The 12,109-nt window shown below is 51.1% G+C and carries 12 protein-coding genes and 1 riboswitch; of the genes, 4 read left to right on the top strand and 8 right to left on the bottom strand.

Features of this window, described 5'->3' with window-relative positions; genetic code table 11:
* Nucleotides 1-76 precede the first annotated feature (76 nt).
* The gene (lysC, locus tag AC6R0S_RS10740; RefSeq protein WP_500637890.1) at nucleotides 77-1,429 is read left to right on the top strand and encodes a lysine-sensitive aspartokinase 3; all 1,353 of its coding nucleotides are present in this window, start codon (nucleotides 77-79) and stop codon (nucleotides 1,427-1,429) included.
* 78 nt (nucleotides 1,430-1,507) lie between these two features.
* Here lysC and pmbA read toward each other — a convergent pair whose 3' ends face one another.
* Nucleotides 1,508-2,851 carry a metalloprotease PmbA gene (gene pmbA, locus AC6R0S_RS10745; protein ID WP_500637891.1) on the bottom strand — a complete coding sequence of 448 codons (1,344 nt, stop codon included), beginning with the start codon at nucleotides 2,849-2,851 and terminating at the stop codon, nucleotides 1,508-1,510.
* Nucleotides 2,852-2,958: 107 nt separating this feature from the next.
* On the opposite strand from pmbA, the gene yjgA reads away from it, so the two are divergent.
* The gene (gene yjgA, locus AC6R0S_RS10750) at nucleotides 2,959-3,489 is read left to right on the top strand and encodes a ribosome biogenesis factor YjgA (protein ID WP_334555017.1); all 531 of its coding nucleotides are present in this window, start codon (nucleotides 2,959-2,961) and stop codon (nucleotides 3,487-3,489) included.
* A gap of 89 nt (nucleotides 3,490-3,578) precedes the next feature.
* On the opposite strand, the gene thiQ is transcribed toward yjgA, so the two are convergent.
* From thiQ to mpl, 5 genes are all read right to left on the bottom strand, one after another.
* The gene (gene thiQ, locus AC6R0S_RS10755; RefSeq protein ID WP_500625655.1) at nucleotides 3,579-4,295 is read right to left on the bottom strand and encodes a thiamine ABC transporter ATP-binding protein; all 717 of its coding nucleotides are present in this window, start codon (nucleotides 4,293-4,295) and stop codon (nucleotides 3,579-3,581) included.
* Nucleotides 4,279-5,865 (bottom strand): thiamine/thiamine pyrophosphate ABC transporter permease ThiP, encoded by a 1,587-nt coding sequence (gene thiP, locus AC6R0S_RS10760; protein ID WP_500637902.1) that lies wholly within the window; start codon nucleotides 5,863-5,865, stop codon nucleotides 4,279-4,281. The genes thiQ and thiP overlap by 17 nt, the downstream gene beginning before the upstream one ends.
* A 48-nt stretch (nucleotides 5,866-5,913) precedes the next feature.
* A complete protein-coding gene (thiB, locus tag AC6R0S_RS10765; RefSeq protein ID WP_500637903.1) occupies nucleotides 5,914-6,891 on the bottom strand; it encodes a thiamine ABC transporter substrate binding subunit in 978 nt (325 codons plus the stop codon).
* Nucleotides 6,892-6,967: 76 nt separating this feature from the next.
* Nucleotides 6,968-7,081, bottom strand: a riboswitch (TPP riboswitch).
* A gap of 63 nt (nucleotides 7,082-7,144) precedes the next feature.
* Nucleotides 7,145-7,768, bottom strand: a complete 624-nt coding sequence (locus AC6R0S_RS10770) for a flavin prenyltransferase UbiX (protein ID WP_500625653.1) — start codon at nucleotides 7,766-7,768, stop codon at nucleotides 7,145-7,147.
* 15 nt (nucleotides 7,769-7,783) lie between these two features.
* A complete protein-coding gene (mpl, locus tag AC6R0S_RS10775; protein ID WP_500637892.1) occupies nucleotides 7,784-9,136 on the bottom strand; it encodes a UDP-N-acetylmuramate:L-alanyl-gamma-D-glutamyl-meso-diaminopimelate ligase in 1,353 nt (450 codons plus the stop codon).
* A 327-nt stretch (nucleotides 9,137-9,463) separates the two neighbouring features.
* Between mpl and fbp the strand changes: the two genes are divergently transcribed.
* On the top strand, nucleotides 9,464-10,477 hold the full coding sequence (gene fbp, locus AC6R0S_RS10780) for a class 1 fructose-bisphosphatase (protein WP_500637893.1): 1,014 nt from the start codon (nucleotides 9,464-9,466) through the stop codon (nucleotides 10,475-10,477).
* Nucleotides 10,478-10,667: 190 nt separating this feature from the next.
* A complete protein-coding gene (gene ppa / locus AC6R0S_RS10785; protein ID WP_500631189.1) occupies nucleotides 10,668-11,195 on the top strand; it encodes an inorganic diphosphatase in 528 nt (175 codons plus the stop codon).
* Nucleotides 11,196-11,283: 88 nt separating this feature from the next.
* Here the strand turns inward: ppa and AC6R0S_RS10790 are convergent, their stop codons facing one another.
* Together AC6R0S_RS10790 and AC6R0S_RS10795 are read right to left on the bottom strand one after the other, a co-directional pair.
* Nucleotides 11,284-11,664, bottom strand: a complete 381-nt coding sequence (locus AC6R0S_RS10790; RefSeq protein WP_500637894.1) for a DUF2799 domain-containing protein — start codon at nucleotides 11,662-11,664, stop codon at nucleotides 11,284-11,286.
* Between the two features lie 43 nt (nucleotides 11,665-11,707).
* Nucleotides 11,708-12,055 carry a gamma-glutamylcyclotransferase family protein gene (locus tag AC6R0S_RS10795; RefSeq protein ID WP_334555009.1) on the bottom strand — a complete coding sequence of 116 codons (348 nt, stop codon included), beginning with the start codon at nucleotides 12,053-12,055 and terminating at the stop codon, nucleotides 11,708-11,710.
* Nucleotides 12,056-12,109: the final 54 nt, after the last annotated feature.

Here is a 12,109-nt window from a genome sequence, read left to right on the forward strand (position 1 = left end):
CCTACCTCTACTCTCGCTCATCCTCACCTCACGCAAAGGAAAGACTCAATATTCAGGAAGTTGTGGGAGAAATGCCGTGAGCAATTTTAACGTTGCTAAATTTGGTGGGACAAGTGTTGCAAACTTTGAAGCGATGAGCCGTTGTGCGGCGGTCGTTGAGAACAATCCAGAGACAAAACTGGTGGTCAGCAGTGCCTGTTCAGGGGTAACAAATCTATTGATCGCGCTGGCGAACGGCGTACAAGATCAGCAGCAACGCAGCGATATTCTGACTCAGCTCGCTGAGATTCATGATGCGATTCTTAATCAACTCAATGATCCAACCCATGCGGCGAGTGAAGTGTACAGTCTGCTTGATACGGTCACCAGTCTTGCGGAAGCGGCCTCGATTCAAGCCAGCAATAAGTTGACTGATCACCTTGTTGCGTGTGGTGAACTGATGTCGACCCACATTTTAACCCAACTAATGATTGAGCGCGGCATCAACGCGGTACGCTTTGATATTCGTGATGTACTGCGCACTGACAGCCACTTTGGCCGCGCAGAACCGGATCTTGCCGCCATTCGAGAGCTTGCCAGTGACACCTTGCTGCCACTGTGCCGCGAGCACGTTGTGGTGACACAGGGCTTTATTGGTTCCGATGAAGAAGGCAACACCACTACCCTTGGCCGTGGTGGCAGTGATTACAGTGCGGCTTTGATTGCCGAGGCAGTGCAAGCCTCTGGCTTAGAAATTTGGACTGATGTACCGGGAATCTACACCACAGACCCGCGTATTGCCCCGAATGCGGCACCGATTGCAGAAATTAGCTTCAGCGAAGCGTCAGAGATGGCGAATTTTGGCGCCAAGATCCTGCACCCTTCGACCCTAGTCCCTGCTCTGCGCCATGATATTCCGGTGTTTGTCGGTTCCTCTAAAGCGCCAGAGCAAGGCGGTACTTGGATTCGTCATCAAGTGGAAAGCTCACCGCTGTTTCGCGCCCTAGCCCTACGTAACAACCAAACCATGGTGACGCTGCGCAGCGCGAAAATGTTCCATGCTTACGGCTTTCTAGCCAAAGTGTTTGAGATCTTGGCCAAGCATAAGGTCTCGGTCGATTTGATCACCACCTCTGAAATCAGTGTCTCATTAACGCTTGATCAAACAGGTACCTCTGGCGGTGCGCCATCGTTACCTCAAGCTGCGCGTGAAGAGCTTGAAGAGCTGTGCAGTGTGAAAGTGGAACACAACCTCTCCGTCGTCGCCTTGATTGGTAACAACATGAGCGAGAGCAAAGGTTATGCAAAACAAGTATTTGGTACACTTGAAGACTTTAACTTACGAATGATTTGTTACGGCGCTAGCCAGCACAACCTCTGTTTCTTACTGCGTGAATCAGAAGCCAAACAAGCGATTCAGAAGTTGCATGTCGAGCTGTTTGAGCGCTAACAGCACTATAAATACACATCAGCGACGAAGCACTCTCGTGTTTCGTCGCTGAAGCATCGCTAAGTCAAATAGTGAGGCTTATTCGCCCGCCACTTTCATTGACTCAAGCAAGATAGAACCGGTTTGAATCTGCGAACGGGTTTCCACATCACTGCCGACAGCCACTATTTGGTTGAACATCTGCTTGAGATTGCCTGCGATGGTCACCTCAGAGACGGGGAATTGGATTTGACCATTCTCAACCCAAAAACCGGCTGCGCCGCGCGAGTAATCGCCCGTCACGATATTCACACCCTGCCCCATCACTTCTGTAACCAAAAAGCCGGTGTCCAGCGCCTTAAGCATTTTCTCAAAATCTTGCCCTGTGGATTGCACGTACCAGTTGTGGATGCCACCCGCATGACCGGTTGGCGTCATCGACATTTTACGCGCCGCATAGCTGGTCAATAGGTAAGTGGATAACACGCCGTCAGTGATAATTTGTCTATCTTGCGTAGCAACGCCTTCGCTATCAAACGGGCTTGACGCTAGACCACGCAACACATGGGGACGCTCGTCGACTTGGAACCAGCTAGGTAGAATTTGCTGACCAAGATGATCAAGAAGAAACGAGGATTTGCGGTACAAGTTGCCACCACTGATCGCCATCACAAGGTGACCGAGTAGACCCGTTGCGACATCCGCCGCAAACATGATCGGGTACTGACCGGTTTTGAGCTTCTGCGCGTCTAAACGACTGACGGTTTTCTCCGCTGCGCTCAGGCCCACGGATTTCGGCGTCCACAGGTCGTCTTTGTGACGCGCCACTGTGTAGCTGTAGTCACGTTCCATTTCACCGTTTTGGCCTTGACCAATCACACAGCAACTGATGCTATGGCGACTTGAGGCATAACTCGCCAGTAAGCCGTGGCTGTTGCCGTACACTTTGACGCCATAGTGGCTATCGTAGCTGGCGCCATCACTTTGCTTGATCTTATCGCTGTAGCTGAGCGCTTCTTGCTCCGCTTCAATCGCCATTTTTGCCGCGTAGTCAGGGTCAGGCGTATCGGGGTGAAACAGATCCAAGTTGGGAATATCTTTGACCATCAGTTCAGCCGGTGCTGGGCCTGCGTACGGATCTTCTGATGTGTATTGAGCGATATCGAGTGCCGCCAATACCGTTTGTTGAATCGCTTTTTCGCTTAAGTCTGACGTTGAGGCGCTGCCTTTACGCTGATTGCTATAGACGGTAATACCGAGTGCACCGTCACTGTTGAACTCCACATTTTCGACCTCACACATGCGAGTCGATACGCTTAAACCTGTGGTTTTACTGATGGCAACTTCCGCGGCATCCGCTTTTTCACCCGCCATCTCTAACGCTTTCGCGACGGCAGCTTCAAGCTCGATACGCTGCTGTGCCACTTGCTTTTTTACGTCCATATTCTCTTCATCAGTCGTTGCTTTGTCGCTAGGATAACAAGAATTTCGCTTTCTCCCCATGATTCTTGTTAAAATAGAGAAATAGACGTTCAAATGAAGGTATGAAAATGGCTCGCAAAAATCAAAAAGCGCCATGGGAACCAGAAGAAGAGATCATCTGGGTAAGTAAATCCGAGTTGAAGCGTGACATGGAAGAGCTGCAGAAACTGGGTGAAGAGCTCGTTAACCTCAAGCCCTCTGTGTTGGAAAAATTTCCACTCAGCGAAGACTTGGCCGATGCGATTCGCGATGCGCAGCGTTTTAAAAACGAAGCGCGCCGTCGTCAGTTGCAGTTTATCGGCAAATTGATGCGTCACGAAGACCCAGAGCCAATTCAAGCGGCGCTGGATAAAGTCCGTAACAAGCACTCTCAAACCACGGCGCTGCTGCACAAATTAGAGCAACTGCGTGACCGTGTGGTGGAAGAGGGCGACAGCGCCATTGAAGAGGTATTGACGCTGTATCCGGATGCGGACCGTCAGCGTTTACGTCAGCTTGCTCGTCAGGCGAACAAAGAAAAGCAAGCCAACAAGCCAGCTAAAGCGTATCGAGAGATTTTCCAGATCCTCAAAGCATTGAGCAGTGAAGAGCCACAATAACACGCTCTTACTCAGTGATGATTGAAGCGGATAAGTGCACACTTATCCGCTTTTTTTTATCTCTGCTTTCTAGCCCATTGTTATAGCGCTCAGTTGTGCGCCGTGGTGGCCGCCTGAACAAATGCGCCGAGGCTAGGGTCCGAGTGGGTCGCCGCTAGCTCTGAAATCGGCCCAGTCGCTGCGACATGACCTTGTGATACAAACGCAAAATGCGTGGCGATCGCTTTGGCATCACCTAAGTGGTGCGTCACCATTACTACCGTAATATCACGCTCACTCGCCAACTGTTTGACCAGTGATAGCATCTCTAACCTGAGCAAAGGATCGAGCGCTGAAAAGGGCTCGTCTAGCAGCCATATCGGCGCAGACTGTACAAAGCAGCGCGCTAACGCAACCCGTTGACGCTGGCCACCAGAGAGCTCATGCGGCAATCGAGACAAATACTCCGCCACCCCCACCTGCTGCGCCGCTTGCACTACCGCCTGTTTCTGCGTTGCAGACAACTTCAAGCCGGGATCCAATCCAAGGCCGATATTTTCCGACACGGTAAGGTGAGCAAACAAGTTGTGCTCTTGAAACAACATCGCAAATGGACGCTGATAAGGCGCCAGCCCGTTGAGCGTTTGACCTTGCGCTAAAATTTCACCGCTTAATGGCTCAATAAAGCCCGCCATCAAGGCGAGTAAGGTCGACTTCCCTGCGCCACTGGGTCCCATTAGCGCGACGATTTGCCCTGCCTCAACGTGCAGATCAAACTGAAATGACTCGGCATGATAATCGTAATGCAGGTCACTGAGAGTGAGCATAGTGACTCCTATTGGTGGGGGTAGAAGCAGAGCGAGGACGAAATAGGCGTTCCATCAGCGCAAAACAGCCCACACTCAAAAGCAGTAAAGAGACCGATACGACTGCCGCCGCGTCCATTTGGTAACTGCCGAGCAGTTGGAACAGGTAGAGCGGCAGCGTACGAAACTCCTGACTACCAAACAGCGCGATGGCACTGAGATCGCCCATAGAAAACATAAAACTGATGGCAAACGCGTGCGCCAGCGGCCGTTTTAATGCGCGCCACTCCACCACCCGTAAACGGCGCCAACCGCGGATTCCAAGGGTTGCACAGAGGTACTGATACTGCTGCTCAAGTTGCAACATCGGCTGAGCCAAGGTTTTGATCACATAAGGCAGCCCCATTAACGCGTTGACCGCAACAACAACGACCAAGGCGTAGCTGAGCGCATCCGTCCACGAACGGAGCAGCAAAAAGAGCCCGGTCGAGATCACTAATCCTGGGGTCACCAGAATGATGGTCCCTAGCAGCTCTATCTTATCCGCGGTTTTCTCACGTTGATTGAGGCGCAGTCTTCGGCTCGACAATAAAATCGCCGTGCCCGCACTGACAGCGATAACGCTCGCCATGCTCGCCACTTTCAGTGACGCGCCGAGCGCGGACCAAAATCGGCCATCACTCAGCACACTCAACGCCTGAGAATTCATACCACTGGCTAGTACCATCCCAAGAGGCGGCAACACTAACAGCAAGCTAAAACCTATCCAAGCGCCATCCCAGCACTTAGAGAATAGACTGTCTTTCACCACCAACGCAGTTGGTGCGTCGCTGCCCATCGAAATGGCAATAGGTCGAGCGAAGCGTTGAATCGATAACGCCATTAAGCCACATAGCAGCATTTGCCAAATTGCCAGTAACGCGCCCGCTTGCAAATCAAAATCAAACTTGATCGCTTGGTAAATCGCGAGCTCAATGGTGGTCGATTTGGGCCCGCCGCCCAATGCCATAACAGTGGCAAAACTGGTAAAGCAGAGCATAAACACCAACCCGCAAACGGGCGCTAATTGCTGCCTCATCCGCGGCCATTCGACCCACTTAAACTTTTGCCAATGGCCCATGCCTAAGTGGGCGCACAGTTTGTGTTGCTCCGCCGGAATCGACTCTAGTGATTGCAGCAGCAAACGCGCCGCATAAGGAAGATTAAAAAAGAGGTGCGCGAGCAAAATGCCATGCAAACCGTAAATATTAAATGGCAACGAGAGATCCCACTGCGCAAGCTGTGTCGCCAGCCAACCACTGCGCCCATAAATCGCCAGCAAGCCAAACACCCCCACCAACACAGGAAGTACCAAAGTGGTCGCAAACAGCTTGAGTACCAAAGCTTTGCCGATGAACTGCCGCCGCGACAAAGCATGGGTGACGGGGATCGCCAAACCGACACTGAGCAGCGTTGAGAGAAAAGATTGATAGAAGCTAAATTGGGTAACGTGGCGGTAATAAGGATCTTGCCAAATGACGCGCAGATCGAGGGAAGGCGCTTGATTGAGCAATGCCAGCAGCGCTGAAACGACAAAGGCCGCGATCAGCATCGCGACCCATACGCCTAATTTAGGGACAGATTGCACGAACGCCTAACCTTAGAAGGTCAACGCGTTTTGCCATTCACGAATCCACGCTTTGCGGTGGGTAGCCACCTCTTCAGCGCTAAAGCTCAAGGCTTGGCTTGGCTTCGTCAGGCTTTGATACCCTTCTGGCAACGCGACGTCAGTGACAGGGTACATCCAGTTCCCTGTGGGCATGGCCGACTGAAAGTCATCGCTGAGGATAAACTGCATAAAGGCATCCGCCAACTCGCTGTTCGCGCTCGTTTTAACTTTGGCGGCCACTTCTACTTGAGTGTAATGACCTTCCGCGAAATTCGCCGCAGCGAACTTAGCATCATTTTCGGCAATCAGATGGTACGCAGGTGACGTGGTGTAAGAGAGCACCATGTCAGACTCGCCTTTTAAGAACATCGAGTACGCTTCTGACCACCCTTTCGTGACCGTCACTGTCTTTTTCGCCAACGCTTTCCACGCCTGCGGCGCTTCGTCGCCATAGACAGATTTCATCCACAGCATCAAACCTTGACCCGGGGTTGAGGTACGCGGGTCTTGGTAGATGACTGTTAAGTCGTCATTTGATTCCACCAGCGCTTTGAGGCTAGTCGGTGGCTCAGCCAAGGTCTCTTTGTTGTAGACAAACGCGAAGTAACCGTAGTCGTACGGCACAAAGGTCGTATTGGACCAGCCGCCTGGCAAGGTGACGGATGACGTATCGACGCTATGCTCAGCCAACAAACCGGTCTGCTGCGCTTCTGCCATCAAGTTGTTGTCTAACCCCAACACAATATCGGCTTTGCTATTGTCGCCTTCCAGTCTCAAGCGATTGAGGATAGAGACGCCATCATCCAAAGCTACAAAATTCAACGTACAGTCGCACTGTGCTTCAAACGCTTTTTTTACCACTGGGCCTGGGCCCCAATCGGCAGCGAAAGAGTCATAGGTATAAACGGTTAACGTATCGGCTGCGGTTGCAGAAAAAGACGTCAGTGCCGCGGCGGCACAAAGTGGCATAAATGAAGGGATAAAAGTGGATTTCACTGCTCGCTCTCCTTGTTGAGCCACGCAGGTCTGAGGGACAAACAGACGTCTGATGTCCTCGCTCAATTCCTACGCCAGCATTATCTGGTTCAGGTCTACGGGTCCCGAGCAAAGCTCGATCTCAGCGTCATTCAGTGAATGAATAGCTCCCCGATGAGGTTCGGCTTGATTGTAATAGGTCTGCCCTACAATAGCCATACTTGCGTGACGGCCCACCAAGACACAATCACGAATCGTTACGTTGATCATAGCCCCAGCGCGCCACCAAGGATTGCTCGATGCCGAGGTGATCCAAAATGCGCGCGACCATAAAATCAATAAGATCGTCTATCGATTTAGGTTGGTGATAAAAACCGGGCGCGGCCGGCATAATAGTGACGCCCATCTGCGAGAGCTTGTGCATGTTCTCAAGGTGCAAGGTTGAGAAAGGCGTTTCTCGAACCACCAGCAGCAATTGACCACGCTCTTTCATCACCACATCAGCGGCGCGTTCAATCAAATTATCGGACATACCATGAGCAATCGCTGCCACACTGCCCGCCGAACAAGGGCAAACCACCATCTGCTTGGGCGCCGCTGAGCCAGAGGCCACGGGCGAGAACCAGTCCTCTTTGCCGCACACCACTAATTTAGCCGGATCGCAGCTGAGATGGGCGACCAAGGCTTGCTTGGCGCTGTCTGGGTTGGCAGGCAGTTTTAATCCGTGTTCGGTGGCCAACACCACTCGCGCCGCCGATGAAACCAGCAGGTAAACCTGATAATCCGCGGCCAATAAGCACTGCAACAAACGCAGCCCATAAGGCGCGCCTGAGGCTCCGGTAAAAGCGAGGGTGATGGATTTTTCAGCCATTGTGCGTATCTCTTATTATTGGGCTAATTGCGCTAACAGTTTGTCGTGAATTCCGCCAAACCCGCCGTTACTCATCACAAGAATCTGATCGCCGGGGCGAGCATGCCTAGCGATGCTGCGCACCAAGTCGTCGATGTCGTCAGAGACATAAGCGGGTTGCGCGCACTGCTCGGCAATCTCACTCACCGACCAAGTAATTGACTCAGGCTGAAAGAGGAACACTTCATCTGCCGCCTGCAATGAGGCCGCAAGCGTTTCTTTGTGCACCCCGCGTTTCATGGTTGCACTACGCGGCTCCAACACCGCAAGGATTCGGGATTGACCCACCTTGTTACGTAAGCCGCCCAATGTCAGTTCAATCGCCGTTGGATGATGAGCAAAGTCGTCATACACAGTGATGTCATTGACCTGCCCTTTTAACTCCAAGCGGCGTTTGGTATTAATAAAGCGCCCTAACGCCTCACAAGCGTGATCCGGAGTGACCCCCACATGACGCGCCGCCGCGATGGCCATCAACGCATTGCTGACGTTGTGATCGCCGACTAAATTCCACGTCACTCGACCCACTATTTCTCCCGCCAATAAGACATCAAAGACACTGCTATCTTGGGCCTCTTTTTGCGCTTGCCAGCCAGATTCGCACCCTGTGTACTCTTGTTCGCTCCAGCAGCCACGGGCAATAACGTCTTGCAGCGCCTGGTCTGATTGAGGAGTAAACATCCGACCATTGCCCGGTACGGTTCTCACTAGATGGTGAAATTGGCGCTTAATCGCTTCCAGATCATCGAAGATGTCTGCATGATCGAACTCAAGGTTATTCATGACCAAGGTACGTGGATGGTAATGAACGAACTTAGAACGCTTATCGAAAAAAGCGCTGTCGTATTCATCAGCTTCAACTATGAAAAACGGGCTGTTGCCCAACCTTGCCGACAAACCAAAGTTGCCAAGCACGCCGCCCACGAGAAAACCGGGTTCATAACCACAATCTTCCAGAATCCAAGCGAGCATACTGGATGTGGTGGTTTTGCCGTGCGTTCCCGCGACCGCCAGTACCCATCGGTCATGCAGCAGAAACTCTTGCAGCCACTGTGGGCCGGAGGTGTAACGCAGGTTGCTATCCAGTACATGCTCGACACACGGGTTACCACGGCTCATCGCATTACCGATCACCACCAAATCGGGCGCCGGATTTAACTGCGCAGGATCAAACCCTTCTATAATTTCAATACCTTGCGATTCAAGTAGCGTGCTCATGGGCGGGTACACATTGGCGTCACTGCCGGTGACTTTGTGCCCCAATTGACGCGCTAAAATTGCCGCTCCTCCCATAAAGGTGCCACAAATTCCCAAGATATGAATATGCATAGAGTGATCCTGAAAAGGCTAATTTGAAGTGCTCATTATGGCGATAATGGCTTGAAAAGCGAACCTCTTTGTCCTTCGGATGTGAAATCTTGGCACAATCGAGCAAAGTTTGTTCAAGATGAAAAACCGTGAAAATATTTGAATAATTACCAAAAAAATTGAGAGGTTAGACAGTTAGTTCGTTACCAATAATAAGATCATGGTTTTACAATTGCTCAAGGCAAAAACAAAAGCTCACGCATAGCTTCGTCCCTCTTGCGCCCCAACAATAAAATGGCAAGAGGTTGCCCAACTCCCCCCAAACTTATGCGATTTTAAGGAATAAACATGTCTGGAATGCGCACCCTTGGCGAGTTCATTGTTGAAAAACAGACGGACTTCCCCCACGCTAGCGGTGATCTATCATCCCTACTGTCGTCGATTCGCCTTGCGGCTAAAATCGTCAACCGCGAAATTAACGCGGCGGGCCTTGGTGATATCACCGGTGCCGTTGGTAGTGAGAACATTCAGGGCGAAGCCCAACAAAAACTGGATGTTTACGCGAACGAGAAGTTCAAAGCAGCACTTGAAGCACGTGATCAAGTGTGTGGCGTAGCAAGTGAAGAAGAAGATGAGGCGGTCGCGTTCAATAAAGAACTGAACAAAAACGCCAAATACGTGGTATTGATGGATCCACTCGATGGCTCATCTAACATCGATGTTAACGTCTCTGTCGGAACGATTTTCTCTATCTATCGCCGCGTCTCTCCTATCGGTACCCCACCGACAGAAGAAGACTTCCTTCAACCAGGCAACAAGCAAGTCGCGGCCGGTTATGTGATTTACGGTTCATCAACCATGCTTGTCTACACCACAGGCAATGGCGTCAATGGCTTTACCTACGATCCATCGATCGGTACGTTCTGCTTGTCTCATGAGAATATGATGGTGCCAGAAGATGGCCGCATCTACTCAATTAACGAAGGTAACTACTTCCGTTTCCCAATGGGCGTGAAAAAGTACATCAAATTCTGCCAAGAAAACGAACCGAATGACGGTCGCCCGTACACGTCTCGCTACATTGGCTCTTTGGTGTCGGACTTCCACCGTAACCTACTGAAAGGAGGCATTTACCTGTACCCAAGCACGCAAAGCCACCCGAACGGCAAACTGCGTCTTCTTTATGAGTGTAACCCAATGGCGTTCATTATTGAGCAGGCGGGCGGTATTGCCTCAGACGGTGAGAAACGCATCATGGATATTGATCCCACAGAGCTGCACCAACGTGTGCCTTTCTTTGTTGGCTCAAAAAACATGGTCAAGAAAGTCGAATCTTTCCTCGCAGAATACAAAGACCAATAAGGCTCAGCTATTCTCTTCAAGGCGCTCACTGAGCGCCTTGTTTTTTATGAACTTCCATAGCTTCCCCAGTCGCTGCGCTTCACAATCGGTGTTTTCTTGACCAAGCTCTCATCGTCCGTCATTTACAAAAAACCAAGTTTAGCGGTAAGGTATTTGCCTACATATCGACCAATAACAAGGAAGCTTGCCCATGAGTCTTAATCACGTCCCTGCAGGGAAATCACTCCCGGATGACATTTATGTCGTCATCGAAATTCCGGCCAATGCCGATCCGATCAAGTACGAGGTCGACAAAGATTCTGGCGCGGTATTTGTGGACCGCTTTATGTCCGCGCCTATGTTCTATCCATGTAACTATGGCTATGTGAATCACACACTCTCTTTAGATGGTGACCCGGTTGATGTCCTAGTGCCGACCCCTTATCCCTTGATGCCAGGTAGTGTGATTCGCTGTCGCCCTGTCGGTGTATTGAAAATGACCGATGAATCAGGTGAAGATGCCAAAGTGCTCGCCGTGCCGCACAGTAAAATCTCCAAAGAGTACGAGCACATCCAAGATGTCGGTGATATTCCTGATCTGCTCAAAGCGCAAATTACCCACTTTTTTGAGCGCTACAAAGAGCTCGAAAGCGGCAAATGGGTCAAAGTGGAGGGCTGGGAAGACGTCGCTGCCGCGCGCCAAGAGATTCTGGAGTCGTTTGAGCGCGCGAGTAAGTAATCCTCACCCAACCACCGTGACTCATTAAATAACAGAAAACGGCCAGAGCAGTGACACTCTGGCCGTTTTCTTTATCGGTATTCAACCATTAAAAACCCGAACCTGCCGTGGAATTACGCCCTGATACATAGTCTTGCTGGAAGAAGGGGTCAAGACGGTCGCACACCCCATAATAGGGTTTGCCCCTCACACCAAGCATGTAGGCGTTTTGCTGACAATATTGGCCGCGACCTTGCTCATATCCGGCCAAATAGGCGGCATAACGGTCGTCGTTCAAATGGCCAGCTTGATCCGCTTTGGCTAACTTAGATTGCGACAAGTTCAGTAAGCCGTTTTCACCGCGATCAACACCGAACTGATACCAATCTTGATCGACGCTAGACGTTGGCGTAGTGACAGTGGTACAGCCTGTGAGTAACAGGGCGACGAACGCCCCGACGGGTGTGATGGTACGTTTCAGCGCTGACATAGGACTCTCCTTATTGAACGCTTGTTCTCACCATAAAATGTCGCTAGACGCGCTGGCACCAATCGCCCGATGCAATCAACACATCCAATTGGCTGACATCTTGGTAGAGGTAAATCCAAGCCTGACCAAACGGCGTATCGATGCGCTCTCGGCGATACTCTACCGGCACATCTTCTAGTTCATCTATACGTGCGAGCGTGACATCATCGATCAAATAGACTTCACCTGAGATCGAATCATGTCCTTCAATCACCGCCGGATAGGGCCCCAAATCATACAGCGCATAAAAGGGCGGTGTATCAAAGTGACCCAAACACTGCGAGCCAGCTAAAAAATCTTGGTTCGACTCCCCTTTGCGCAAGGTGCCATAAACAAACAATAGATGTTGCATTGCCCGCCCCTATTTCCTTTCTCTGCCTGAGTGTGTCTCAACGTCGGCTCTGTG

The organism is Vibrio sp. R15-SG3-ISO1B, from assembly GCF_059833835.1.